Source organism: Maricaulis sp., assembly GCF_030149425.1.
Taxonomy (GTDB): Bacteria; Pseudomonadota; Alphaproteobacteria; order Caulobacterales; family Maricaulaceae; genus Maricaulis.
Map to the genome: position 1 here is coordinate 1 of NZ_JASBRQ010000063.1, position 25,056 is coordinate 25,056.

The following is a 25,056-nucleotide window of genomic DNA, read 5'->3' on the forward strand; positions in this document are numbered from 1 at the left end:
GGACAAGCTGCAGGCCTATGGCTGTGGACTGCACGCTGCCCAGGATCTCATCGCCGGCGCTCGTCAAACGCGCTGCCGCCGCCTCTGGCTTGCCTTGCGCCGGTTCCTCACGCGCGATGAAGCGCTCGACGCCCTCACATCGGGTGGATCCGAGGCCGTCATGTTCATGGGCGGACGCAAACGTTCGGTGCCAATCTTCACAGATGAGCAACCCATTTTGCTATCTAAAAACTTCGCCTGAGATCATCCGCTTGGCGGTGATCATGCGAAAGCTACGCGCATAATAGGCAGTACGAGGAACACGTCTGGGTTGGAGCATATAAATCCCGCCTAGACCCGGCTCCAGACTGCGCGGCATGGGGCATTGACAAATATCAAGTCGAAATGGTGTGAAGGTGGCATGGTATCGCTCTGTCGCCAATTGAAGGATGACTGTTTTGCCGCGAAAGCAGTTTCACGAAGCGTTTGCACACTTTCTAGGTCCAAGATCCGAGAACGGTTCTTGGTTCCGGTCAGAATTTCAGGCCGTACTGGACCAGTGGTTCGACTGGCGCCGCGATCTTTTCGCGGACGATCCGTCGCCATTGCCGCAAGAGCTGCGGCGATCACAGGTTATTCTGGCGGAGCGCGAGCAGCTCGGCGAGAAACTGGCAGAGTTGTGCGACCGGCTTACTGGCGAAGTGCCGAAATATACGCCCCGCTATATCGGCCATATGGTTTCCGAGGTTTCGATTCCGGCCTTGCTCGGGCATGTCGCGACACTGCTTCACAATCCCAACAATACATCGCGCGACGTGGCGCGGGTGAGCGGTGCCATCGAGGATGAGGCGATCGCGCTGCTGGCCACGATGATCGGCTTCGACCCAAGCCAGGCAAAAGGACACTTCACCTCAGGTGGAACACTGGCGAATTTCGAATGCGTTTGGCGGGCGCGCTACCGTATGGACCATTTCCTGGCTCTGGCCCTGGCTATTTCCGAACGGGCTGGCGAGCCGATGGATCCGTTTGCGGCTGGGCATATGGGTGGAAGCGGTATCGTGCCTTGGCTCGGCAGTATGCGTTCAGCGAGGAGGAGCTGCGCAAGGCCAGTGCTGTTGTGTCAAACCCGTACGAGGCAGCGGAAAGGATCGGAAAGGCCTCTGGCCAGCCGTGGCGCGGCCCGGTCCTGCTAGTGCCAGGCAACAAGCACTTTTCCTGGCTGAAAGCGGCCAATGTCTTCGGTCTGGGCGAAGAAGCCTTCTGGCCGGTCAGCCTCGATGCGATGGGCCGGCTCGATCCAGACGCGCTGGGTCATGCCATCGAGCGGGCACGGTCGGTAGGCCGCCCGGTGCTTGCCGTGATCACGGTGGCCGGCACGACCGAGGCGGGGGAGATCGATCCTGTTGATACTGTCTGTGATCATCTGGACAGGCTGCGCGCAGCCGGCATCGATGTCTGGCATCATGTCGATGCCGCCTGGGGCGGCTTTCTGTGCTCCATGCTGGGCGGCGAGGCCGAAACCGTGCTCGAAAGCCGTAGCCTGAAAGCGCTGCGCGCCATACGGCGCGTCAATTCGGTGACGCTTGATCCGCACAAGCTGGGTTATGTGCCATATGCGTGCGGGGCGTTTCTGGTGCGCGATCATGAGAATTACGCCAATTCTCTGTTTGCGGCTCCCTATATCGACCGGGCACTGGCGAATGACCGCTGGATGATGACACTGGAAGGATCCCGTAGTGGCGCGGGAGCATCAGCGGTCTGGCTGACCGGACAAACCCTGTCTTTCCGGTCCGACCGCTTCGGCGCGATGATGGCGGGAACAATAGAGTCCTGCCGCTTTTTTGCCCGGGCCCTTCAAGACGGCGAACCGCTTGTCAGGCCGCTGATACCCACTGACAGCAATATATTCTGCTTCTCGCTGGCAAAGCCGGGCGAAGCGCTCAGTGTTTCGAATGAGCGGACAGCGAGCGTTTTCCGGACTTTCACGGCAGATCCCGAATTCTCGGTGTCGCACACGGTTCTCTCGCGGGAAAATTACGGCGAACTGATTAACGCGCATGTGGCGCGTTATGGCGGCGAGGCCGACACCGATTCGATGGTGCTGCTGCGGTGCGTGTTCATGAACCCCTTCTGGCGCGAGGAATCCATCAGAGCGGCCCTGATGCCGCGCTTCATCGAGCGCATGCAAGCACACATGAATTGATAAATGTCAAGCCTCGAAGCGTGCGTCCTAGAGCCGCGCGGCAAGGCGCCGCGATGACGTTTGCTGTCCTTAGGCACAATATGTAGGCCGGATTTTTGCGTGCATCACAACATATCGTGTCACTGGAGGGCGCAATGGACTTGGTAGCAGATGGTCAGAACAAGCTGGCTCAACCGGCAGGGGCCGGGCGTGTCGATGTAAAGTCGACGATCGAGGAATACACAGGCCGGAAAGACTGGCGGATAAAGGCCAACGCCAATCAGGGATATTCTCTGGGCGGTCTAATCCTCAATTCATCGGGAAAGGTGACAGCCAATTACTGGCTGGACCAAGTCTATCCGGCCGCGCTGGGGGAGGCACACCGGCAGGCCGATATTCACATCCATGATCTCGACATGCTGGCAGGATATTGCGCTGGCTGGTCGCTCCGCAATCTACTGATCGAGGGCTTCAACGGCGTCCCCGGAAAAATCGAGGCCGCCCCGCCCCGGCATTTCACCAGCGCGCTCGGCCAGGTCGTCAATTTCCTGGGAGCCTTGCAAAACGAATGGGCCGGTGCGCAGGCACTGTCCTCATTCGATACCTATCTGGCGCCCTTCTTGCGAATTGACGGCCTGTCCTATGAGGATGTTTTCCAGGCGATGCAGGAATTCGTCTTTAACCTGAATGTCCCCTCGCGTTGGGGCACACAGACTCCGTTCACCAATCTGACGTTCGATTGGGTCTGTCCGGAAGACCTGCGCGAGGATGTACCCGTCATTGACGGCGAAGAGGTTGACTTCACATATGGCGAGTTGCAGGCCGAGATGGATACCATCAACCGGGCCTTCATCGAGGTAATGACGCGTGGTGATGCAAGGGGACGCGTGTTTACCTTCCCCATCCCCACCTACAACATCACAGAAGACTTTCCCTGGGAAAGCGAAAACGCGCAGCGTTTGTTCGACATGACCGCGAAATACGGTCTTCCCTATTTCCAGAACTTCATCAATTCCGAGCTCAAACCAAACCAGATCCGCTCGATGTGCTGCCGACTTCAGCTGGACCTGCGTGAGTTGCTCAAACGCGGCAATGGTCTCTTCGGCTCGGCCGAACAGACCGGGTCAATTGGCGTGGTGACGGTCAACTGCGCCCGGCTGGGCTACCGTTTCAAAGGCGACGAAGCCGGCCTGATGAAAGAGCTCGACCGCCTGCTCGACCTTGGCCGCGACAGTCTGGAGATCAAGCGGACGCTGATCCAGTCGCTCATGGACGAGGGGCTCTACCCCTATTCGAAACGCTATCTCGGCAGTCTCAGAAATCATTTCTCGACACTGGGCGTGAATGGTCTGAACGAAATGATCCGGAATTTCACGGACGGCCGGGAAGATATTACGTCGGCCTCGGGAGAAGCTTTCGCTCTTCGCCTCCTCGACCATGTCCGCGCGCGGATGCTCGAATTCCAGGACGAGACCGGTCACATGTATAATCTGGAAGCCACACCGGCCGAGGGCACGACCTATCGCTTTGCCAAGGAAGATGCCCGGCGCTTTCCGGGAATCCTTCAGGCGGGCACGAAGGAGCGGCCCTATTATACCAATTCCAGTCAGCTGCCGGTGGGCTTTACCGACGATCCGTTCGAGGCCCTTGAAAGGCAGGACGCCTTGCAGACCCGCTATACCGGCGGAACGGTGCTGCACCTCTATATGAGCGAAAAGCTGTCGAACGCCGAGGCCTGTGCAGCGCTGGTACGGCGATCGCTGGAACGGTTCCATCTGCCCTACATCACGATCACACCGACCTTCTCGATCTGTCCGCAACATGGCTATCTGGCTGGCGAGCAGCCTTACTGCCTGGTCTGCGATGAAGAGGCAAAAGCTGCCGGTCGCTACGATGAGGAGAACCGGCAGGCCTGCGAGGTCTGGACACGTGTCATGGGCTATCACCGTCCGGTTGAGGCCTTCAATCCCGGTAAGAAGTCCGAACATGAAGAGCGGCTGCATTTCCATGAAAACCCTTGCCGCGACGCGGCCTGACGCGCTTACCGGTCTCCGGATTGGGGGATTCCAGTCTTTCACTACGCTGGATTTCCCTGGCCGGATGGCGGCGGTTGTTTTCCTGCAGGGATGTCCGTTGCGCTGTGTCTATTGCCATAATCCCGAACTTATCCAGCCACGTCGCAGCACCGCGTTCCGCTGGACAGGTATTCGAGAGCGGCTGGAGCGACGGCGAGGTCTCCTAGAAGCCATCGTTTTCTCTGGTGGCGAGCCATTGGCCCAGGCACAACTGTCCGATGCTCTCAGGCAGGTACGGGAGATGGGTTTTGCGACGGGGCTACATACTTCGGGTGTGCTGCCGGACCGACTGGCCCGTCTGGACGGGCTTCTCGATTGGGTTGGCTTGGACATCAAGGCGCCTTTCAATCGCTATGGTGCCGTGACGGGCCTTGATGGCAGCGGCGTCCGAGCGAAGGCAAGCCTGGATCATCTTGCGGAGAGGGGCACTCCGCACGAAATCCGCGTTACGGTCTGGCCGGATCTGATCGGACCTGCCGAAATCATCGAGATAGCGGATCAAGCGAGCAGCCGGTCCTGTCAGGACTTTGTGCTTCAAGAGTGCCGTCATCCTTACACCGGGAAAGCGCTGGGTGGACAGGTTTTCAGCGATGCGGTCCTACTCGAGGAGCTGAAAGCCCGTTTCCCTGGTTTCAAGGTGCGCAGGGCTTGATCACCTTCGGAATGCGGCGATCGAGACAATGCGCCTCATCTTCCGATCAATGCAGGTATGGTACTTGATACTTATCAAGACATGGGACTCGCCATGGCGCATGAAATCGACCGCGGGGCGCACCGCCGGGATGCCCCGCCCATTCTGCAAAACGCCTTTCGCCCCTTCTTTCTGGGAGGGGCGATCTGGGCGGCGATACAAGTGCCGATCTGGTATGCCGAATATTCGGGTTATCTGGGCTATGCGGCGGGGCCGGCGGGCCACGCTCACGAGATGCTTTATGGCGTGCTTGCTGCGATTATTTGCGGGTTCGCACTGACCGCGATCGCCAACTGGACCGGACGGTCGCCGGTCGCCGGTGCGGGGCTGGCAGCACTTTTTGTGCTTTGGCTCGCAGGCCGTATGGCCATGCTCTTTTCTGGAGAGGGTTGGGCGATTGCGATCGACCTCGCCTTCCTGCCGGTCTTTACGCTGGTGGCCTGGCGCGAGATCATAGCCGGGCGGAACTGGCGCAACCTACCGGTCGCGGTGATGGTGGCGCTGTTCACGCTCTCTCATTTCGCGTTTCACTGGCCGCAAGGGTCCGGCCCGGCGACCCGCATGACCCTCGCGGTCACAGCGTTGCTGGTGGCACTGATCGGTGGGCGTATCGTGCCCAGTTTTACCCTGAACTGGCTGGCGGGTCGCAATGATACCGCCGCAAAAAGGACCGCGCCGCCCATGCAGGGGCTGGACAAGCTGGTTCTGCTCCTGACCGGGTTGGCGCTGGTCCTGTGGATCCTCCGTCCTGAAAGCCTTCTCACTGGCAGCGCGCTAGGGATAGCCGCCCTCGGACATCTGATCCGCCTTTCGAGATGGCAGGGTCACCGGACCTTGGGCGAGCCTCTGATGTGGTCACTGCACGCGGGATATTTTTGGATGTTTCTTGCCCTGGCGATCATGGCGGGGGCCATTGTCTGGCCTGAGCGGGTGCCGGCAGCAGCGGGGCTTCATGCCATTGGTGCCGGGGTGATTGGCGGGATGACGCTGGCGGTCATGACTCGCGCCAGTCTCGGACATACCGGGCGCGAACGGATTGCCGGTCTGGCCACGACTCTGGTGTTTGTACTGGTGCATGTCGGGGCAGCGCTGCGTGTGCTCGCGGCGATCCTGTCGAACGAACCGAGATTGCTTGGCGTGTCAGCAATCCTCTGGAGCGCCGCATTTGGTGTGTTCGCACTCGCCTACACTCCCGTTCTGTTGGGCGCTAAGCGAACCGGGGATCGCTAAAAATTCGCAGCTTTCCAGAGCAAGCGACAGGCGACAAAGAGGACCAAGAGTGCCGTCAACCGGATCAACCAAGTGTCCGACGCCTTGTCGCGGCCTAACCAGACGCCGATTTGACCCCCGATTAATACTGCCGACAACAAGGGCCAATAAGTGATCAGTTGGTCGAGCGCCTGGTCGCGTGCCAAGCGCTGCAGTTGTCCCGCAAGGCCCGCCAGTGAATTCACGAGGATGAAGAAGGCGGCCGCGGCTGCAATTTCCCGGGCTGCCCCCCAGCGCGCAATATGCAAAAAGGGGGCAAGGAAGATTCCTCCTCCGATTCCAACTAGACCGGCGAGAAATCCGGTGCTCCCCCCGACAAGCGGTTCTGTCCAGACTGGAAGTCTGAGAGGAGACCCATTTTGTACTGGATTGCGAAAGACGAGGGCTATAGCTGATGCGAGAAGCGCAAGGCCGAGAATCGTGATGAAGGTTTGTTCTGGCACATCGAGGCGACCACCCCACCACGCCAAGGGAATTGACGCAGCACAGAGCGGAACAAGCCGCCGCCAACGCACGAGTCCAGCTTGCGCGTAACGGACCGTCGAACCGGATACGACAGTGAGGTTACAAGCCAGAGAAATCGCGGGGAGGGTCTCATAATCCGTGTCGACCAAAACCAGTAGAGCCGTGTAAGTGGACCCTCCACCGAAGCCGACCATGGAATAGGCCAGAGCCGTTGCGAGAAACAGCGCGGCCAGACTCAGGACCGGCATCACATATCATCCAGGCACAAATACGAGACTTGATCACCGGCTGCCGCCTCAACCGCATCCGGTAAGCGACGGATCAGCGCGTTCGCGGAGACTAGCGCGGACATGGCGGATGAATCCTGACAGCTAATCGGGCGTATGGTCTTCGTTTCTTCGTCCAGCCGTGCACGCATCATATTCTCGCGCGGTCCATTAGGTGGCAGGTTCGTGGTCAATATAGCGCTGTGGAATGATGTGCAGGTCGAGCGGCCCAACATTCCACTCAGAAGCGGTTTCAGGCAGAGCTGTGCCATAACCATGGCGGATACGGGATTGCCCGGCAGACCAAGCACCCGTGTGTCGTCAAGTGCGCCGAACCAAGTTGGTTTCCCCGGCTTGATGGCGATTTTTTCAAACCATAACTGGCCGTTCATCTCACCAAAAACGCGCCGGAGATGGTCATGGTCGCCGACTGAGGCGCCTCCGATTGTAACGAGCAGGTCGACATCTGCGGCATGTTTTAGCTTGGCCCGAACATCTCCAGCGTTATCTCGCGCAATGCCGAGATAGACCGGTTTGCCGCCCCATTGTTCTACGAGTGCTGACAGCCCGGGGCCGAGCGAATTGATAATCTGCGCCGGCGCTGCGTTCTCGCCAGGTTCAACTAGTTCATCACCGGTTGAAAGGATGCCGACTCGGGGCCGTTTGCTCACAGAAGCCACGCGAATACCCGCGCTGACCGCGAGCGAGATAGCGGCGGGTGTTAACGACATGCCCGCGTCGACTAATTCAGATCCCGCTACGAAGTCGACTCCGGCCGCACGGATGTGCTTTCCAGGCTCTGGTGACTGTGCCGTTGTTATCGAGTCGCCAATACGCCTACAATTTTCTTGGATGATCACCTGATCGGCGCCGTCTGGGACAACCGCCCCCGTCGAAACCCGTTGGCACTCACCTTCTTCGATCGGCCGGTTGCTAGCATGGCCGGCCGCTGCCTCACCCGTCATCGCGAGTGTCACCGGCTCGCCTGTTAGGTCGACCGATCGCGCAGCGTAACCGTCCATGGCTGCAGCATCAAAAGGAGGCTGGGTCCGCATTGCTTTGAGTGCGGTGGCCAGAATACGGTCGCGCGCGTCTACTATGCTGATACTCTCACTGGGAAGCGGGGGGGCATTTGCAGCGATGATCGCCAAAGCGTCGTCGAGTGAAATCATCTTTCACATCCTATCGCCGGTAGTTGTCGGACTGCCCACCGGTCTTTTCCACCAAGTGGATCGCCGAGATGGTCATCGACTTGTCCAGCGCCTTGGCCATGTCATAGAGCGTGAGTGCAGCGACGGACGCAGCCGTCAGCGCTTCCATTTCCACGCCCGTCTTGCCGTCGGTGCGGACCTGGGCGCGCACCTCGAAAGCGGTCTCGCCGTCCACGGGCTCGATGCTGACCCGAGCCTTGGTCAGCGGCAGGGGGTGGCAGAGCGGGATCAGGTCGGAGGTTCGCTTGGCGGCCATGATGCCTGCGAGTTCAGCCGTTTGCAGGGCGTCCCCCTTGGGGCCCTGGCCCTCGCGGATCGCCTGGAAAGCACAGGGCGCCATATGGATGCGAGCGCGCGCGATCGCGGTGCGGGTCGATACCGGCTTGGCGCCGACATCGACCATGCGGATGCGGCCCTCATTGTCCTGGTGGGTCAATCCGGATTGGGCAGACATGATCAGCGCTCCGTCAGGCGTGGAATAAGGTCAACCAGATTGCAGGGTCTGTGCGTGCGGTCAAACTCGGCGCGGAGCACATGGTTCCAGGCATCCTTGCATCCCCCAGACGAGCCGGGAATGGCGAAGAGATACGTCCCGCCTGCAATGCCAGCCGTAGCCCGGGACTGGATGGTCGAGACGCCGACGGACTGGAAGCTGACCTGGTGGAACACCGCACTGAAGCCTTCCATTTCCTTGTCATAGAGCGCCTTGAAGGCCTCCGGTGTGACGTCGCGGCCAGTCAGGCCGGTGCCGCCGGTGGCGATGATGGCGTGGATGCTTTCGTTGGCGATCCAGTCGCGCAGCCGGGCCTGGATGAGCTCGACTTCGTCGTGAATAATCGCGTGATCAATAACGGCATGTCCCTCCGCCGTGATCTGTTCCCGCAGCCATGGGCCGGTCTTGTCGGTCCGGGTATCACGGGTGTCGGAGACGGTCATCACGGCAAAGCCGACCTGTTCTGGAGGCTGGTTCATGCGGGCATGTCCTCTGTTTGGGTGAGCCATCGGGCGGCGGCCTCATCGTCCGAGGCGCGGGCTTCGACCCAGCGCTCACCCTGCTCGTCATATTCTTTTTTCCAGAAGGGCGCCTGGGTTTTCAGGACGTCGATCATGAAACTGACCGCATCCAGTGCGGCGCGCCGATGCGGGGCTGTCGCGCCAACAAAGACGATTTCCTCGCCGATCTCCATGCGGCCCGTGCGATGAATAATAGTGGCCTGGCGCAAATCCCAGCGGCCGACGGCGTGTCGGGCGATACGTTCGAGCGCGGTCTCCGTGACCCCGGGATAGTGTTCGAGTTCCAGTGCAAGCAGGCCGTGGCCCCCGCGAACCTGGCCGGAAAAACTGGCGACGGCGCCACAATCGCTGTCGCGGCCGCTCAGCGCATTGAGCAGGGCACCGGCATCAAACCGCGCCGTCTGAACCCGGACCGTAACGCTCACCCTAACCTCCGGAAAACGGCGGGCAGAAGGCCACAGTGTCGCCCGCCTTCAGCGCGTGTACGCGCGGGACGATTTCGTCATTGACGATGATCCGCGTGGACGGGTGCGCCAGGATCTCGGCGAGGGCATCGCGTTCGATCAACCAGTCGATGAGCTGTTCGCCGGTCGCCGCGGGTGCGGTGACAGTTTCCTCTGCCATGCCCATGCGTTCGCGCAGGGCGGCGAAATATCTGACGGTGAGCGACATGATCAGCCTCCTGTATGCGCCATGCTACGCGATATGGCCGTGCCGGGCCTAGCCGACAAATCAAATGCATGTGCTTCGGGCTTGAACGCCATGGCTTCGTCCAGCTGGGCATCGACCGCCTCGCGGCCGCCCTCGCGCAGGGCCTGTCGCAGATCGACCTTTCCCGCGCCACCGAGGCACATGTAGAGCTGGCCGGTACAGGTCAGGCGCACACGGTTGCAGTCGCCGCAGAAATTCTCCGACATCGGCGTGATGAAACCGACGCGTCCGCCCGTTTCTGCCAGACGCACATAGCGCGACGGACCACCGGTGCGCTCTGCCGTCTCAACCAGAGTGTAGTGTTCGCCCAGACGCTCGCGGACGGTCGAGAGGGAAAGGAACTGATCGGTGCGTTTCGCATCGACCTCACCCATCGGCATGATCTCGATCAGGCTGATGTCGAAGCCGCGACCGTGGGCCCAGGCAATCAGATCCGGTAGGTGATGTTCATTGTCTCCCTTGAGGGCGACCGCATTGATCTTGATCTTCAGTCCCGCCCGGTCAGCGGCGTCGATGCCGCGCAGGGTTGTGGCGAGGTCGCCTCGCCGGGTCAGGCGGGCGAAGGTGCGCTCGTCCAGCGTGTCGAGCGAAACGTTGATCCGGCGAACTCCCGCGCGGACCAGCTTGTCGGCATAGCGCGGCAGCTGGGTCGCATTGGTGGTCAGGCAGATCTCCTGCAGCGAGGACATGCCCAACCGGCAGGACAGATTGTCCACCAGCTGCATGATGTCCCGCCGGACCAGCGGTTCACCCCCCGTTATGCGGATCTTGCTGACGCCGCGGCGAATGAAGGCATCGCACAGCTGGGTGAGTTCCTCGTGGGTGAGAATATCGGCCTTGGGCAGAAAACGCGGCCGGGCCTTCATGCAATAGGTGCAGCGCAAGTCACAGCGATCCGTCACCGAAAGGCGCAGATAGGTGATCTGGCGGCCGAGTGTGTCGACCAGTGGCGCGCAGGCCTGAGTTTGTATTGAGCGATCCATGCGGACGCTCCTTCGTTGAACACGCGGGGCATTGGATGGCCCTCGTCTTGATAAACATCAATTGTTCGACGGGCGCCAAGCGACGTCTCGTCGCATGTCCAGGGAGCATGTCTAGGGGAGGGCTCGCTCCAGTCTGCTAATCCGCAGAGGGAAGGCTGGCGAAATCTTCCGGTGTGTTGATGTTGCGCAATCGCGCCGTACGGCTCGCATCCGGTTGCAGCCAGTCGACACCGAGGCGAGCAATCAGCTTGCGGATCGACCAGACATCATCCCGAGGCTGCGACACCGCTGTCGCCGGCAGGAAGAGCGGTAGCGGGTGGTCCTGCCAGGCGCAGGCGTGGTCAGCGCTCCGGCTGGCCAGTGGGATGAGGTCGTCCGGTTGTAACAGCGGCATGTCGACCGGAATGACCAGCAGACCACGGTTGGTGCCTTCGGTGTGGGCAAGGGCGTCCAGCAGCGCGTGGGCGGGTCCGGCCTGTGCCTGGCTGTCGGCAAAGCCGTTGGGCAGGTCCGGCCGCCCGCTGACCAGCACCGATGAGCAGCCTGCGGCCATCAAGGTCGCCTCTGCACGCGCGAGCAGGGTTCTACCTTTCCAGACCAGGGCAGCCTTGTCCTCGCCCATGCGTGATGATTGCCCGCCGGCCAGGACGATCCCTGTCAGCTGGTCTTCAGCTGCGCGGGTCATCGATCAGCGGATTGGGTTTGCAGCAGGCTTCCAGCGCTGTGCGGTCGATGATCTCGATACTGGGGCCATCCACAACAATGCCGTGGGACTGCAGTGCTCCGAAGGCTCGCGAGAGGTTTTCCGGCGTCATTCCGAGAATGGAGGCCAGGATCTTCTTGCCATAGGGCAGTTCGACCACATCTGCTCCGCCCGACTTGTCCTGCAGGCGAATGATGTAATTGCCGACGCGCTCCACTGCCGTGCGAAGCTTCAGATTCTTCATCGACTTGACGACGCCGCGATAACAGGTGGCCAGCTCGGTGACGATGGCCCGCGCGAAACGGGTATCGGCCTCGAATACGGCGCGAATATTCACAGACGGGATCAGCAGCAGCTTGCTGGGTGCGACTGTGCGGGCGGACATCAGGAACGGGGCATCCTTGATGGTCGCGGCCAGGATAAAGGTTGAGATCGGGGTCACGATTGCCATGGAGGAATCCCGGCCATGGCTGGAGGAGAACAGTTCCACGCTGCCCTCGATCACAACGTAGAGAAAGTCGGCCGGCTCGCCCTCTCGGATCAGGTCCACGTGCGCGGGAATACGCTGGACATAGGCTGCATTGAGCAACTCGTCGAAGCGTTGCTCGTCGACATCCGCAAAAAGCGGAAGATCTCGAATGGCCTGGCGGTCTGCGTTGCGCACCGTGTTCCTCCCCGTACCGCAGGGATTTAGCGCGCGGCTTGACAATGATCAAGCATCCAATTGATCTAAAGTAATGGGCGGGAAAACATAAGTTTTGATCGCAATGCAGAACAATTAAATGGCGTGATGTGGGTGCGATTGTTTGACGCGCGACAAGCACACACATTTTTTATGGAAATCGAACTGGCTATTCATTCCCTGTCTTCATCGGCCCAATTTCGGGCTGGAAATGGGGGGTTAACATGCACACGCTCGAAGGCGTCACCCGCGGACAGCAAACCCAGGCACTCGGAATGAGTACTTTGGCCTTTACTGTCTGTTTTGCAGTCTGGACGATTTTCTCCATCATCGGTGTTCAGATTAAGCAGGATCTCGGACTGTCGGAAACGCAGTTCGGTCTGCTGGTGGCAACACCGGTCCTGACCGGTTCCATCTCGCGCATCTTCCTCGGCGTCCTGACCGAGCAGTATGGCGGCCGGATGATGTTTCCGATCCAGATGATCACAACGGCCATCGCCGCGTTCCTTCTGTCCATGGCGGACAGCTACGCGCTCTTCCTGTTGGCTGCGCTGGGTGTCGGCCTGGCGGGCGGGTCCTTCATCATCGGTATCGCCTATGTCTCTCGCTGGTACGAGGCCAAGGCGCAGGGAACCGCGCTGGGCATTTTCGGTGTCGGCAATATGGGCGCCGCGGTGACCAATTTCGGCGCACCTTTCCTGGTGGTCGCCTTTGGCTGGCAGCAAACCGCACAGATCTATGCCGGCGTGCTCGTCGTCATGGCGCTGATCTTCTGGCTGTGCACCAAGGATGACCCGGTCCTGCTCGAACAGCGTCGCACGGGGTCTAAACCTCCGTCTGCGCTGATGCAGCTCGAGCCTCTCAAGAACGTCCAGGTCTGGCGCTTCGCGACCTACTATTTCTTCGTCTTCGGTGCCTTTGTGGCGCTCGCCTCCTGGCTGCCCCGCTATTATGTCGGCGCCTATGGTCTGGATCTGCAGACGGCCGGCATGCTGGCTGCGGCCTACTCCCTGCCAGCATCCATCTTCCGCGCGCTCGGCGGCTGGATGTCTGACAAGTGGGGCGCCCGCTTTGTCATGTATCTGACCTTTATCGTCTCGCTCGTCTGTCTGTTCATCCTGAGCTATCCCGACACGACCTATATCGTGCAGGGCATTAACGGCCCGATCGAGTTCAGCTTTGGTATCGGCGTGCCGCTGTTCGCGACCATGGCCTGCGGTCTTGGCTTTGTGATGTCTCTCGGTAAGGCGGCTGTCTACAAGCACATCCCGGTCTACTACCCGCACCATGTCGGTGCCGTGGGTGGCCTGGTCGGCATGATCGGCGGCCTGGGCGGTTTCATCCTGCCCATCCTGTTCGGCGTCATGAATGATGTGACCGGGGTCTGGACCAGCTGTTTCATGCTGATGTTCGTTCTGGTGCTGGTCTCCACGGTCTGGATGCACGTGGCCATCGTCCGCATGGACCGTCGCCGTATCCCGGAACTGGCCAACGCCAAGGATCTCAGCGACGTCCCGGACGCGCCGCATCCTGCGCCGTCCCAACACGCCAATCATCAATCTGACACCGCCTTTGGTGACGCGCCTGTACATCCCACGCGCTGAACCTGATCCGGGCTCCCTCCAGAGCCTGAACCTGTCCCCGGAATGTGGGGCGGAGCCCGGATCCTCCTAATTTCAAGAGGGAGCCTTTCATGGGCAAGGACCTTAAAAACTGGAACCCGGAAGACCCGCAACAGTGGGAAGATACCGGGAAATCCATCGCCAACCGGAATTTGTGGATCTCGATCCCGGCATTGCTGTGCGGCTTCGCCGTCTGGCTCTATTGGGGGATCATCACTGTCCAGATGATCAATCTCGGATTTCCCTTTGAACAATCCGAACTGTTTACCCTGACGGCCATTGCCGGCCTGACCGGGGCCACATTGCGCATCCCGTCCAGCTTCCTCATTCGCCTGGCCGGGGGACGCAATACGATCTTCCTGACCACTGCCTTGCTGATCCTGCCTGCAGCGGGGACAGGCATCCTGCTCCAAAACCCTGACACACCGCTCTGGAGTTTCCAGATCCTGGCCCTGTTGTCGGGCTTCGGCGGCGGCAATTTCGCCTCCTCCATGTCCAATATCTCCTTCTTCTTTCCCAAGAAGATCCAGGGCTATTCGCTGGGCATGAATGCCGGCCTCGGCAATTTCGGCGTCACCACGATGCAGATCCTCATCCCGCTGGTGATGACGGTCGGTGTCTTTGGCGGCGCGCCCATGATCCTGGAAAACACCTCCGGCACGCTGATCGGCAAGATCGAAGCGGGAACGGAAACCTTCCTGCACAATGCCGGCCTGATCTGGGTCGTCATCCTGGTTCCGCTCGTCATCGCAGTGTGGGTGGGCATGAACAATATTGTCGACGAGCACGTCTCCCCCGATATCGGTTCAACGCCTGCGGCTTTCGCCAAGATCCTGGGCATGTTGCTGATCGGTCTGGTCACAGCCAGCGCCGGCCTGTGGCTGATGCTGCCTGAATCCGCGAGCGGTTCGGGCTGGGGTGTCAGCAAGTGGCTGGTCCTGCCACTGGTCATTGCGGCAACCGTGTTTGCGCTCAAATCCATTCCGGGCTCGATCAAGAAGAGCCTTGATCGCCAGTACAAGATCTTCAACAACAAGCACACCTGGGCGATGACCATTATCTATACGATGACGTTCGGATCGTTCATCGGCTTCTCTGCGGCCATCGGGCTGGCCATCAAGGTCATCTTCGGTTTCCAGCACATCATGGTCGATGGCGTGATGACGCATGATACGGCCAACCCGAATGGCCCGTCCGCCCTGATGTTCGCCTGGACCGGCCCCTTCATCGGCGCGCTGATCCGTCCGATCGGTGGCAAGATCGCGGACCGTTTCGGCGGTGCCCTGGTCACCCAGATCATCTCTGTCGTGATGATCGCAGCGGCGCTGGGCGTCGCCTATTTCATGCGCGAAGCCTACGCCTCGGCCACGCCGGAGCAGTATTTCACGCCCTTCCTGGTGCTCTTCCTGGTCCTGTTTGCTGCGACCGGGATCGGCAATGGCTCCACCTTCCGCACCATCGCCATTGTGTTTGACCGCGAGCAGGCCGGGCCGGTGCTGGGCTGGACATCTGCGGTGGCCGCCTACGGCGCTTTCATCATCCCGCAGGTCTTCGGTGAACAGATCCGGGCGACCACACCGGAATACGCCCTCTACGGCTTTGCCGTCTTCTACGCGATCTGCGTGGCCATCAACTGGTGGTTCTACCTGCGCCCCGGCGCCTACGTGAAAAACCCATAGGAGCAAGAAGTATGAGCCATCTTCTGGATCGACTGACCTTCTTCACCCGTTCAAGCGAAGACTTCTCCGGTGGACACGGCGTGACCACCGAGGAGGGCCGCGGCTGGGAAGACGCCTATCGCAAGCGCTGGCAGCACGATAAGGTCGTGCGCTCGACCCATGGCGCGAATTGCACGGGCTCGTGTAGCTGGAAAATCTACGTCAAGGGCGGACTGGTGACCTGGGAAACCCAGCAAACCGATTATCCGCGTACCCGGCCGGATCTGCCCAATCACGAACCGCGCGGCTGTTCCCGCGGTGCCAGCTATTCCTGGTACATGTATTCGAGCAACCGGGTGAAATACCCGCTCATCCGCTCGCGCCTGCTCAAGGCATGGCGTGCGGCGCGAAAGACGCTGAGCCCCATCGCGGCCTGGCGGTCGATCCAGCAGGACCCCGAGACCCGCAATTCCTACATCCGCAAGCGCGGCTCGGGCGGGTTTGTGCGGGCTGACTGGGACGAGGTCACAGAGATCATCGCCACGGCGAACGCCTATACGGCCAAGACCTATGGTCCGGACCGTGTCTTCGGATTCTCACCCATTCCTGCCATGTCCATGGTCTCATATGCTGCGGGATCGCGGTATCTGTCGCTGCTCGGCGGTGTCTGCATGTCGTTCTACGACTGGTATTGCGACCTGCCACCGGCCAGCCCGATGACCTGGGGCGAACAGACTGATGTTCCGGAATCTGCGGACTGGTACAATGCCGGCTATCTGCTGATCTGGGGATCCAATGTACCTCAGACGCGCACCCCGGATGCGCACTTCTATACCGAGGCGCGCTACAAGGGCGCCAAGAGCGCGGTGATCTGTCCGGACTATTCCGAGGCGTCCAAGTTCGGGGATGTCTGGCTGAACCCGAAACAGGGCACGGACGCCGCGCTGGCCCTGGCGTTCGGGCATGTCGTCCTGCGCGAATACCATCTCGACCGGCAGACGCCGTATTTCGAGCAGTATGCACGTGAAAACACCGACATGCCGATGCTGGTCAAACTGGTGGAGAAGGATGGTCGCTATGTGCCGGACCGTCTGGTGCGTGCCTCCGATTTTGACGGCTCGCTGGACCAGGACAACAATCCGGAATGGAAGACGGTCGCCTTTGACCGCAAGTCCGGTCAGGTCGTCACGCCGCAAGGCTCCATCGGGTTCCGCTGGGGCGAAAAGGGCAAGTGGAATCTCGAACAGAAAGACGGCAAGGGTGAGGACATTGATCTCGAGCTCTCGCTGATCTTGGAAGAGAACCATGATGACATCGTTGATGTCGGCTTCCCCTATTTCGGCAATCAGGAACACGACCATTTCGACGGCACGGACCATCCGGATGTGCTGTGGCGCAAGATTCCGGTGAAGAAGCTCACGCTGGACGGAAGCGAGACGCTGGTTGCCACCGTGTTCGACCTGTTCTGTGCGAATTACGGCCTGGATCGCGGCCTGGGCGGGGAGCACCTGGCCCAGTCCTATGACGATATCGAGCCTTACACCCCGGCCTGGGCCGAGAAGATCACCGGTGTGCCGCGTGACAAGATCATCGCTGTCGCCCGTGAATTCGCGACCAATGCCGAGAAGACCCAGGGCAAGTCGATGATCATCATCGGCGCGGCCATGAACCACTGGTACCACATGGACATGAATTACCGCGGGGTGATCAACCTGCTGGTGATGTGTGGCTGTATCGGTCAGTCCGGCGGTGGCTGGGCGCACTATGTGGGGCAGGAAAAGCTGCGACCCCAGACCGGCTGGCAGCCGCTGGCCTTCGCGCTGGACTGGTCGCGTCCGCCCCGTCAGCAGAACTCAACGTCCTGCTGGTATGCCCATACGGATCAGTGGCGCTACGAGACTCTGTCGGTAAAGGACATTCTCTCCCCGACGGCGCCGGACGACAAGGACTGGTCCGGCTCGATGATCGACTATAACGCCCGCGCCGAACGCATGGGCTGGCTGCCGTCCGCGCCGCAACTGACGACCAACCCGCTGACCCTGTCCAAGGAGGCAGACGCCGCGGGACGCGATCCCAAGGATTTCGTAGTCGACCAGCTGAAGTCTGGCGAACTGGAGATGTCGTGCCACGATCCGGACAATCCGGCGAACTGGCCGCGAAACCTGTTCGTCTGGCGTTCGAACCTGCTCGGTTCGTCCGGCAAGGGTCACGAATATTTCCTCAAACACCTGGTCGGCGCTGATAACGGCGTGCTGGGCGAGGAATGTGGCGAGGATCTGCGTCCGGATGAGATCAAATGGGTCGCTGACGCTCCGGAGGGCAAGCTGGACCTGCTGGTCGCCATCGATTTCCGCATGTCCACGACCTGTGTCTATTCCGACATCGTCCTTCCGACGGCGACCTGGTATGAGAAAAACGATCTTAACACCTCGGACATGCACCCCTTCATTCACCCGCTGACCAAGGCCGTCGACCCGGCCTGGGAAGCGCGTTCCGACTGGGACATTTTCAAGGGGATCGCCCGGAAGTTCTCGGAGATTGCTCCGGAAGAGCTTGGCGTGGAAACCGATGTCGTTCTCACCCCGATCCTGCACGATACGCCCGGCGAGATGGCCCAGGCGATGGATGTGAAAGACTGGAAGAAGGGCGAATGCGACCCGGTCCCGGGCAAGACCATGCCGAACATTGCGGTCGTCGAACGGGACTATCCGAACCTCTACAAGAAATATACGTCGCTCGGCCCGCTCCTCAACAAGCTGGGGAATGGCGGCAAGGGGATTGGATGGAATACCGATCATGAAGTCGATCTGCTCGGCAAGCTGAACGGTGTTGTCGATGAGGACGGGCCGACCCAGGGACGTCCGAAGATCGAGACGGCCATCCATGCGGCAGAGACCATCCTGACCCTGGCCCCGGAGACCAATGGCGAAGTTGCGGTGAAGGCCTGGGACGCGCTGTCCCAGACGACAGGTCGCGACCACACCCATCTGGCCATGCCCAAGGAAGAGGAGAAGATCCGCTTCCGTGACGTGGTCAGTCAGCCGCGCAAGATCATCTCTTCGCCCACCTGGTCCGGCCTGGAGAGCGAGCATGTCTGCTACAATGCCGGCTACACCAATGTGCACGAGCGCATTCCGTGGCGCACGCTGACGGGTCGCCAGCAGCTCTACCAGGACCACAAGTGGATGCTGGCCTTTGGTGAGGCGCTGTGTGTCTACCGACCACCGATCGATACCAAGGCGGTCAATCCGGTTATCGACAGCAAGCCGAATGGCGAGAAACAGGTGGTGCTGAACTTCATCACGCCGCACCAGAAATGGGGCATCCACTCCACCTATACCGATAACCTGTTGATGCTGACGCTGTCGCGCGGTGGGCCAATCGTCTGGCTCTCCGAAACCGACGCCAAGGCGGCGGGTATCGAGGATAATGACTGGGTCGAGGCCTATAATGCCAACGGCGCTCTGGTAGCGCGGGCGGTGGTTTCCCAGCGCATGAAGGACGGCACGCTCTTCATGTATCACGCCCAGGAAAAGATCGTGAACGTACCCGGCTCGCAGACGACCGGTCAGCGTGGCGGTATCCACAACTCGGTCACCCGGGCAACGCTCAAGCCGACGCACATGATCGGCGGTTATGCGCAGCAATCCTGGGGTTTCAACTATTACGGCACGGTCGGTTCGAACCGCGACGAGTTCGTCATCGTGCGCAAGCTCAACAAGGTCGACTGGCTGGAAGGCCCGGCGGCTGACGCGATGGAGGCCGCAGAATGAAGGTCCGTGCGCAAATTGGAATGGTCCTTAATCTGGACAAGTGTATCGGCTGTCACACCTGTTCGGTGACGTGCAAGAATGTCTGGACCAATCGAGAAGGCGTTGAATACGCCTGGTTCAACAATGTCGAGACCAAGCCCGGCATCGGTTATCCCAAGGACTGGGAGAACCAGAAGCGCTGGAATGGTGGCTGGGTCCGCAATGGCAACGGCTCGCTGCGACCCAAGATGGGCTCGAAATGGCGGATCCTGGCGAAGATTTTCGCCAATCCGGATCTGCCGGAGATCGACGATTACTACGAGCCCTTCACCTTCGACTATGAACACCTCCAGACCGCCAAGGAAAGCCAGGCTTTCCCGACAGCACGTCCGCGTTCGTTGATTTCCGGCGAGCGCATGGAGAAGATCGAATGGGGTCCGAACTGGGAGGAAATTCTCGGGGGTGAATTCTCCAAACGCTCCCAGGACTACAATTTCGAGGGTGTCCAGAAAGAGATCTACGGCGAGTTCGAGAACACCTTCATGATGTATCTGCCGCGCCTGTGCGAGCACTGCATCAATCCGGCCTGTGTTGCCTCCTGTCCGTCCGGCGCGATCTACAAGCGCGAGGAGGACGGCATCGTTCTCATCGACCAGGAGAAGTGTCGCGGCTGGCGCATGTGTGTCTCGGCCTGCCCCTACAAGAAGATCTACTTCAACTGGGAAAGCGGCAAGTCGGAGAAATGTGTCTTCTGTTATCCGCGCATCGAGGCGGGTGAGCCGACCGTGTGTTCGGAAACCTGCGTCGGGCGGATCCGCTATCTCGGCGTTCTTCTCTATGACGCGGACCGTATCGAGGAAGCGGCTTCGGCAGCCGACGAGAAGGACCTTTACGAGGCCCAGCTCAACATGTTCCTCGACCCGAATGATCCCGAAGTGATCGAGGCGGCCAGGAAAGAAGGCATCCCCGAGGCCTGGCTGGAAGCGGCCAAGGAAAGCCCGGTCTACAAAATGGCCATGGACTGGAAGGTCGCCTTCCCGCTCCACCCGGAATACCGGACGCTGCCGATGGTCTGGTACGTCCCGCCGCTGTCACCGATTTCCAACGCGGCCGAAGCCGGTGCCATTGGCGTCGACAGTGAGATGCCGGACGTCCGCTCCCTGCGGATCCCGCTGCGCTATCTCGCCAACATGCTCACGGCGGGTGACGAGGAGCCGGTGGCACTGGGGCTCGAGCGCATGCTCGCAATGCGGGCCTATATGCGCGCCAAGACGATCGACGGTGAGATCAAGGCGGACATGGCCGGGAAGGTCGGGCTGAACCCCGCCCTGATCGAGGACATGTACCGCATCATGGCAATCGCCAATTACGAGGATCGTTTCGTGATCCCGTCCAGCCACCGTGAATACGCTGAAAACGCCTACGACCTGCGCGGGGATTGTGGCTTCAGCTTCGGCAATGGCTGTTCCGATGGGTCTTCCACCGGATCGCTGTTTGGCAAGTCGAAAAACCGCGCACCCATGAACCCGATGGAGAAAGCCTGATGACCCGGACATTCAAGATATTCGCGGCACTTCTGAGTTATCCGACAGAAGCGATCCAGGCGGCATCTCCCGAGTTTCGGGGTGTGCTGGAACAGGAAGGGCTGCTGCCGGTCGGGCAACAGCTCCGCCTCGGACATCTGATCGACCAGCTCGCAACAGGCGATCTCTATGACCTGCAGGAGCGCTATGTCTCCCTGTTCGACCGGTCGAAATCGCTTTCCCTGCACCTGTTTGAACACGTGCATGGCGAAAGCCGTGATCGCGGCCAGGCCATGGTGGACCTGCAGGACCTTTATGCACGCAACGGGCTGGAGATCTCGGCGAAGGAATTGCCGGACTATCTGCCGCTATTCCTGGAATTTCTGTCCACGCTACCGCTGGAGGAAGCCCGAGCCCTGCTGGGCGAGCCGGGTCATGTGCTCGAGGCGTTGCGGGATCGCATGCGCAAGCGCAAGTCGATCTATGCGGCGGTCTTCCGCGCGCTTCTGTCGGTCGCGGCGACCAATGCAGCCGCCGGTATCGCCGATATCCACACCGAAGACGAGGACCCGGACGACCTGGAAGCACTCGACGAGGCCTGGGCTGAAGAGCCTGTGACCTTCGGTCCGGGTGAACAGGGATGTCCGATCGCGGACCAGATGGTCGCCAAGATGAATGCGCCCGTCGACACCCCGGAACGCCAGGGAGGCCAGGCATGAGCGAGTTTCTCAACACAGCGCTGTTCGGCATCTATCCGTATATCGCACTGGCCGTGCTCGTGGTCGGGTCGATGATCCGTTATGACCGCGAACCCTATTCCTGGAAGGCCGGGTCCAGCCAGCTCTTGCGGCGCAAACAGCTGGTCATGGGCTCGGTGCTCTTCCATCTCGGCGTGCTGGTGATCTTCTTTGGTCACTTGGTCGGACTTCTCACCCCCATCGCGATCTTTGACGCGCTGGGGATCAGTCACGGGGCCAAGCAATTGCTGGCGATCATCGCGGGTGGTGTCGCCGGCGTCCTGGCTTTGATCGGGGCGACACTGCTCCTGCACCGCCGCCTGGCAGATGCACGGATCCGGGCGACCTCGAACTTCTCCGACAACGCCATCCTGGTCATTCTCTATCTCCAGCTTCTGCTGGGGCTGGGAACGATCTTCGTGTCCATGAACCATCTGGATGGCCACGAAATGGTGACGTTCATGAATTGGGCGCAGGGCATTTTCACGCTGGATTTCGCAGCGTCCAGCTATATCGAGCACGCCCACTGGATCTTCAAGGCGCACCTCTTCCTGGGATTGACCATCTTCCTGATCTTCCCGTTCACGCGCCTCGTCCACATTTTCAGCGCGCCCGCGCGCTACATCTTCCGCCGGGGCTACCAGGTCGTGCGCAGCAAGCCGGTACCAGGAGGTCCCAAATGAGCGGTCACACACTCATCGAAACGGCTGTTGCCACGCCCGATGTGCGCGTCAATGGCACTCTGATCGAGCCGGAAGCGATTGCGGCGGAGGCCCAGCACCATCCTTCTGACAGTCCGGAAGCGGCCTGGAAAGCTGCTGCCGAGGCGCTCGTCATCCGCGAAAGCCTGCTCCAGGCCGCGCGTGCACGGGAGTTGTCGGTCGAGGTTGGCGAACATGAGGATCCGGACGAGGCCCTGATCCGAGCTCTGACGGAACAGGAGATCTCTGTCCCCGAGCCAGACGAGGAGAGTTGCCGGCGCTATTTCGCGAATAATCGCGAACGTTTTCGTCCTGCAGACATCTACGAGCCCGCCCATATCCTTTTGCAGGCGGACAGCAAGGACGCGATCGCCTATGATGCTGTCCGGGCCGACACACGGGCCCTGATCGCCCATCTCAAGCTCCACCCGGACCATTTCGACCGGCTGGCGCGGGAAATGTCGGCCTGTAACTCGTCCGCGGATGGCGGGCGGCTGGGACAGGTGGCGCGCGGCGAGACCACGCCAGCCTTCGAGGCGGCAATGCTGGCCCTGTCGGCTGGTGAGTTAACGGAAGAACCCGTGGAAACGCCGTACGGCTTCCACATCATCCGCCTAGACCGGAAACGGGTCGGGGAACTTCCCGAGTTTGAGGAAGCCCGGCCGCTTATCGAGGATTTCCTGCGTGATGCCAGCTGGCGTCGCGCCGTTGCCCAGTTCGTGTCGCTCGTGGTCGGCGAGGCGAAGATCGAGGGCGTCGAGCTGCATGGGGCCAACTCCCCGCTTGTGCAGTGACAGATCACATTCGGCCGGTGTCAGGGGGACCCCGGCACAACAAGGACTTGGAAAAATGAAAACGCGAGCTTTCTTGAAAACCGCACTTCTGGCTGCCACGGCAAGCGTGGCTCTGCTGCCTGCCCCGGCGTCCGCGGCGGCGGAAGAGGGCGTGGATTGGATCCTCAACATGCGCCTGCGTGGCGAAAGCGTGGACCAGGATGGAGCCGCCAATGAGGCGGAAGCGCTGACCCTGCGCACCCGTTTCGGGGTTCAGGCGACCTTGTCTGAAAATTTCAGCTTCCTCATCGAGGGCGAAAACGTCACGCATCTGGTGGATGATTTCAACGATACGACCAACGGGTTGGCCGGTTACCCGGTGATTGCGGACCCCGAGGCAACCGAGCTCAATCGCGCCCAGATTTCCTGGACACATGCGGATGGCTACAGCGCCATGCTTGGGCGTCAACGCATAATTCTCGGTGATGCCCGCTATGTGGGCAATGTCGGTTTCCGCCAGAACGAGCAGACTTTCGATGCGGCGGTTTTTGGACTCCAGCCGGTTGACGGGCTGAATGTCACCTATGCCTATCTGGACCGCGTGCACCGCATCTTCGGTGATGATCACCCGGCCGGAGAGCTGGACCTCAACGCGCATGCCTTGCTGGCGGCCTATGATGCCGGCGCAGGAACGCTGACCGGTTTTGCCATCCTGGCTGATGTCGAGGATGCGGGTGTGATTTCTAATGCGACCTATGGCGTCAACTGGACGGGAACATTTGGCGGCGAGGGCGAACCGTCCTGGCGCTATCTGATCGAATACGCCCACCAGAGCGATCATGCGGACAATCCGCTCAGCTTCGATCTGTCCATGTTCCGGGCAGAAATCGGTGTCAGCCAGAACGGTCTCAATGCACTCCTTGGCGTGGAGCAGCTGAACGGCAACGGGACCGTTGGATTCATGACGCCTCTCGCCACTTTGCACAAGTTCCAGGGGTGGGCCGATGCCTTCCTGACGACCCCGGCGGACGGTATCCGCGATATCTATATTCGGGTGGGGTATACCTTCCCGGAAGTTCCAATCGGCCAGAGTCTGAACACGGCGATCATCTATCATGATTTCGACTCCGAAAACGGTGGTGGCGATCTGGGTTCCGAGATCGATTTCGTGGTCAATTCCGGCCTGACGGATAATGTCTCGCTTCAGTTCAAGGCCGCCATATTCGACGGCGGGGACAGCGGGCCGGCAGATCGGGACAAGTTCTGGCTTGGCCTGACCTATTCGCGATAACTCATCAGTGTGCCCGGCAATCTGATTGCCTGGCACATTTCATTCCGGCTGCAGAGAGGGGCATCGCCATGATCGAGACACTGTTGCGGAACAATGAGGAATGGGCCGCGTCTAAGATCGCGGAGGATTCCGACTTCTTCAGCCGCATTGCCGGACAGCAATCACCGGAGTATCTCTGGATCGGGTGCTCCGACAGCCGTGTCCCGGCCAATGAGGTGTTGGGATTGAAGCCCGGCGATCTCTTTGTGCACCTAAATGTCGCCAATATCGCCTGTCCCAGCGACACCAATTTTCTGGCCGTTTTGCAATACGCGGTCGAGACGCTGAAAGTGCGTCACATCATCGTTTGCGGACATTATGGCTGTGGCGGGGTGGCGGCTGCGGTTGATGACTGCCGCCATGGCCTGGTCGATCACTGGTTGCAACCGGTGCGCGATGCCGCTGACGAGTTTGCCGATCATCTTCTGCGCATACGGGACGAAGACCGCCGGCTGGACGCGTTGTGCGAAGCCAATGTCGCCAGCCAGGTCTGTTCCGTCGCGTGCAACCCCATAGTCCAGGATGCCTGGCGCAGGCATCAGTCGCTGACCGTGCACGGCTGGATCTATTCGCTGGAGGACGGCCTCCTGCACGATCTGGACTGCTCGATCAGCTCCTTTACGGGTCTTTCGAGCGCCTTTCCGGCGAAATTGTCCGGCCAGATCGGAGCGCCCATGAAAGCGCGCAACGGCGGTGTCAGAGGAACTTGGCCTTGAGCCCGGAGTCTAG

24 protein-coding genes are annotated in these 25,056 nt (G+C 60.4%); 15 read left to right on the forward strand and 9 right to left on the reverse strand.

Annotated features, from left to right (window positions below):
* From Q1V57_RS10840 to Q1V57_RS10865, 6 genes are all read left to right on the forward strand, one after another.
* A partial coding sequence (locus Q1V57_RS10840) for a hypothetical protein (protein WP_300530496.1) occupies positions 1–241 on the forward strand: 241 nt, incomplete at its 5' end.
* A 187-nt stretch (positions 242–428) separates the two neighbouring features.
* Positions 429–1,172 (forward strand): hypothetical protein, encoded by a 744-nt coding sequence (locus tag Q1V57_RS10845; RefSeq protein WP_300530498.1) that lies wholly within the window; start codon positions 429–431, stop codon positions 1,170–1,172.
* Positions 1,172–2,182: a pyridoxal-dependent decarboxylase gene (locus Q1V57_RS10850; RefSeq protein ID WP_300530499.1), complete on the forward strand. Its 1,011-nt coding sequence runs from the start codon at positions 1,172–1,174 to the stop codon at positions 2,180–2,182. Before Q1V57_RS10845 ends, Q1V57_RS10850 begins: the two co-directional genes overlap by 1 nt.
* A gap of 134 nt (positions 2,183–2,316) precedes the next feature.
* Positions 2,317–4,197, forward strand: a complete 1,881-nt coding sequence (locus tag Q1V57_RS10855; protein WP_300530501.1) for a ribonucleoside triphosphate reductase — start codon at positions 2,317–2,319, stop codon at positions 4,195–4,197.
* Positions 4,169–4,888, forward strand: coding sequence for an anaerobic ribonucleoside-triphosphate reductase activating protein (locus tag Q1V57_RS10860; protein WP_300530504.1), 720 nt, complete (start codon positions 4,169–4,171; stop codon positions 4,886–4,888). Before Q1V57_RS10855 ends, Q1V57_RS10860 begins: the two co-directional genes overlap by 29 nt.
* A gap of 93 nt (positions 4,889–4,981) precedes the next feature.
* Positions 4,982–6,157 carry an NnrS family protein gene (locus Q1V57_RS10865; RefSeq protein ID WP_300530506.1) on the forward strand — a complete coding sequence of 392 codons (1,176 nt, stop codon included), beginning with the start codon at positions 4,982–4,984 and terminating at the stop codon, positions 6,155–6,157.
* Here the strand turns inward: Q1V57_RS10865 and Q1V57_RS10870 are convergent.
* From Q1V57_RS10870 to Q1V57_RS10910, 9 genes are all read right to left on the reverse strand, one after another.
* The gene (locus Q1V57_RS10870; RefSeq protein WP_300530509.1) at positions 6,154–6,909 is read right to left on the reverse strand and encodes a sulfite exporter TauE/SafE family protein; all 756 of its coding nucleotides are present in this window, start codon (positions 6,907–6,909) and stop codon (positions 6,154–6,156) included. The genes Q1V57_RS10865 and Q1V57_RS10870 overlap by 4 nt on opposite strands.
* Positions 6,909–8,099, reverse strand: coding sequence for a gephyrin-like molybdotransferase Glp (glp, locus tag Q1V57_RS10875; RefSeq protein WP_300530512.1), 1,191 nt, complete (start codon positions 8,097–8,099; stop codon positions 6,909–6,911). The genes Q1V57_RS10870 and glp overlap by 1 nt, the downstream gene beginning before the upstream one ends.
* Positions 8,100–8,109: 10 nt before the next feature.
* Positions 8,110–8,592 carry a cyclic pyranopterin monophosphate synthase MoaC gene (moaC, locus tag Q1V57_RS10880; RefSeq protein WP_300530516.1) on the reverse strand — a complete coding sequence of 161 codons (483 nt, stop codon included), beginning with the start codon at positions 8,590–8,592 and terminating at the stop codon, positions 8,110–8,112.
* A gap of 2 nt (positions 8,593–8,594) precedes the next feature.
* On the reverse strand, positions 8,595–9,110 hold the full coding sequence (locus Q1V57_RS10885) for a molybdenum cofactor synthesis domain-containing protein (RefSeq protein ID WP_300530519.1): 516 nt from the start codon (positions 9,108–9,110) through the stop codon (positions 8,595–8,597).
* The gene (locus Q1V57_RS10890) at positions 9,107–9,577 is read right to left on the reverse strand and encodes a molybdenum cofactor biosynthesis protein MoaE (protein WP_300530522.1); all 471 of its coding nucleotides are present in this window, start codon (positions 9,575–9,577) and stop codon (positions 9,107–9,109) included. Before Q1V57_RS10890 ends, Q1V57_RS10885 begins: the two co-directional genes overlap by 4 nt.
* A gap of 1 nt (position 9,578) precedes the next feature.
* Positions 9,579–9,824 (reverse strand): MoaD/ThiS family protein, encoded by a 246-nt coding sequence (locus Q1V57_RS10895; RefSeq protein ID WP_300530525.1) that lies wholly within the window; start codon positions 9,822–9,824, stop codon positions 9,579–9,581.
* A 2-nt stretch (positions 9,825–9,826) separates the two neighbouring features.
* Positions 9,827–10,846 (reverse strand): GTP 3',8-cyclase MoaA, encoded by a 1,020-nt coding sequence (gene moaA / locus Q1V57_RS10900; RefSeq protein WP_300530528.1) that lies wholly within the window; start codon positions 10,844–10,846, stop codon positions 9,827–9,829.
* Between the two features lie 136 nt (positions 10,847–10,982).
* The gene (locus tag Q1V57_RS10905) at positions 10,983–11,531 is read right to left on the reverse strand and encodes a molybdenum cofactor guanylyltransferase (RefSeq protein ID WP_300530530.1); all 549 of its coding nucleotides are present in this window, start codon (positions 11,529–11,531) and stop codon (positions 10,983–10,985) included.
* Positions 11,515–12,213 (reverse strand): helix-turn-helix domain-containing protein, encoded by a 699-nt coding sequence (locus Q1V57_RS10910; RefSeq protein ID WP_300530532.1) that lies wholly within the window; start codon positions 12,211–12,213, stop codon positions 11,515–11,517. The genes Q1V57_RS10905 and Q1V57_RS10910 overlap by 17 nt, the downstream gene beginning before the upstream one ends.
* A 242-nt stretch (positions 12,214–12,455) precedes the next feature.
* Between Q1V57_RS10910 and Q1V57_RS10915 the strand changes: the two genes are divergently transcribed.
* From Q1V57_RS10915 to Q1V57_RS10955, 9 genes are all read left to right on the forward strand, one after another.
* Complete coding sequence (locus Q1V57_RS10915) at positions 12,456–13,835, forward strand: nitrate/nitrite transporter (protein WP_300530534.1); 1,380 nt, start codon at positions 12,456–12,458, stop codon at positions 13,833–13,835.
* An 89-nt stretch (positions 13,836–13,924) separates the two neighbouring features.
* Entirely contained in the window at positions 13,925–15,532 is a 1,608-nt protein-coding gene (locus tag Q1V57_RS10920; RefSeq protein ID WP_300530536.1) for an antiporter, read from the forward strand.
* 11 nt (positions 15,533–15,543) lie between these two features.
* Positions 15,544–19,284, forward strand: coding sequence for a nitrate reductase subunit alpha (locus Q1V57_RS10925; protein ID WP_300530539.1), 3,741 nt, complete (start codon positions 15,544–15,546; stop codon positions 19,282–19,284).
* The gene (gene narH, locus Q1V57_RS10930; protein ID WP_366145135.1) at positions 19,281–20,807 is read left to right on the forward strand and encodes a nitrate reductase subunit beta; all 1,527 of its coding nucleotides are present in this window, start codon (positions 19,281–19,283) and stop codon (positions 20,805–20,807) included. The genes Q1V57_RS10925 and narH overlap by 4 nt, the downstream gene beginning before the upstream one ends.
* Positions 20,807–21,505: a nitrate reductase molybdenum cofactor assembly chaperone gene (gene narJ / locus Q1V57_RS10935; protein ID WP_300530543.1), complete on the forward strand. Its 699-nt coding sequence runs from the start codon at positions 20,807–20,809 to the stop codon at positions 21,503–21,505. The genes narH and narJ overlap by 1 nt, the downstream gene beginning before the upstream one ends.
* Positions 21,502–22,206 (forward strand): respiratory nitrate reductase subunit gamma, encoded by a 705-nt coding sequence (narI, locus tag Q1V57_RS10940; RefSeq protein WP_300530546.1) that lies wholly within the window; start codon positions 21,502–21,504, stop codon positions 22,204–22,206. The genes narJ and narI overlap by 4 nt, the downstream gene beginning before the upstream one ends.
* Complete coding sequence (locus Q1V57_RS10945; protein WP_300530548.1) at positions 22,203–23,018, forward strand: peptidylprolyl isomerase; 816 nt, start codon at positions 22,203–22,205, stop codon at positions 23,016–23,018. Before narI ends, Q1V57_RS10945 begins: the two co-directional genes overlap by 4 nt.
* Before the next feature lie 55 nt (positions 23,019–23,073).
* Complete coding sequence (locus Q1V57_RS10950) at positions 23,074–24,288, forward strand: hypothetical protein (protein ID WP_300530551.1); 1,215 nt, start codon at positions 23,074–23,076, stop codon at positions 24,286–24,288.
* A gap of 68 nt (positions 24,289–24,356) precedes the next feature.
* A complete protein-coding gene (locus Q1V57_RS10955; RefSeq protein WP_300530554.1) occupies positions 24,357–25,043 on the forward strand; it encodes a carbonic anhydrase in 687 nt (228 codons plus the stop codon).
* The last annotated feature ends 13 nt before the right edge of the window (positions 25,044–25,056 follow it).

Coding starts and splice junctions, on each gene's coding strand:
- Q1V57_RS10845 (WP_300530498.1), top strand. CDS start 429: ATGACTGTTTTGCCGCGAAAGCAGTTTCACGAAGCGTTTGCACACTTT.
- Q1V57_RS10955 (WP_300530554.1), top strand. CDS start 24,357: ATGATCGAGACACTGTTGCGGAACAATGAGGAATGGGCCGCGTCTAAG.
- narI (WP_300530546.1), top strand. CDS start 21,502: ATGAGCGAGTTTCTCAACACAGCGCTGTTCGGCATCTATCCGTATATC.
- Q1V57_RS10920 (WP_300530536.1), top strand. CDS start 13,925: ATGGGCAAGGACCTTAAAAACTGGAACCCGGAAGACCCGCAACAGTGG.
- narJ (WP_300530543.1), top strand. CDS start 20,807: ATGACCCGGACATTCAAGATATTCGCGGCACTTCTGAGTTATCCGACA.
- moaA (WP_300530528.1), bottom strand. CDS start 10,846: ATGGATCGCTCAATACAAACTCAGGCCTGCGCGCCACTGGTCGACACA.
- glp (WP_300530512.1), bottom strand. CDS start 8,099: ATGATTTCACTCGACGACGCTTTGGCGATCATCGCTGCAAATGCCCCC.
- Q1V57_RS10860 (WP_300530504.1), top strand. CDS start 4,169: ATGAAAACCCTTGCCGCGACGCGGCCTGACGCGCTTACCGGTCTCCGG.
- Q1V57_RS10925 (WP_300530539.1), top strand. CDS start 15,544: ATGAGCCATCTTCTGGATCGACTGACCTTCTTCACCCGTTCAAGCGAA.
- Q1V57_RS10870 (WP_300530509.1), bottom strand. CDS start 6,909: ATGCCGGTCCTGAGTCTGGCCGCGCTGTTTCTCGCAACGGCTCTGGCC.
- Q1V57_RS10865 (WP_300530506.1), top strand. CDS start 4,982: ATGGCGCATGAAATCGACCGCGGGGCGCACCGCCGGGATGCCCCGCCC.
- Q1V57_RS10905 (WP_300530530.1), bottom strand. CDS start 11,531: ATGACCCGCGCAGCTGAAGACCAGCTGACAGGGATCGTCCTGGCCGGC.
- narH (WP_366145135.1), top strand. CDS start 19,281: ATGAAGGTCCGTGCGCAAATTGGAATGGTCCTTAATCTGGACAAGTGT.
- Q1V57_RS10855 (WP_300530501.1), top strand. CDS start 2,317: ATGGACTTGGTAGCAGATGGTCAGAACAAGCTGGCTCAACCGGCAGGG.
- Q1V57_RS10950 (WP_300530551.1), top strand. CDS start 23,074: ATGAAAACGCGAGCTTTCTTGAAAACCGCACTTCTGGCTGCCACGGCA.
- Q1V57_RS10885 (WP_300530519.1), bottom strand. CDS start 9,110: ATGAACCAGCCTCCAGAACAGGTCGGCTTTGCCGTGATGACCGTCTCC.
- Q1V57_RS10895 (WP_300530525.1), bottom strand. CDS start 9,824: ATGTCGCTCACCGTCAGATATTTCGCCGCCCTGCGCGAACGCATGGGC.
- Q1V57_RS10945 (WP_300530548.1), top strand. CDS start 22,203: ATGAGCGGTCACACACTCATCGAAACGGCTGTTGCCACGCCCGATGTG.
- moaC (WP_300530516.1), bottom strand. CDS start 8,592: ATGTCTGCCCAATCCGGATTGACCCACCAGGACAATGAGGGCCGCATC.
- Q1V57_RS10915 (WP_300530534.1), top strand. CDS start 12,456: ATGCACACGCTCGAAGGCGTCACCCGCGGACAGCAAACCCAGGCACTC.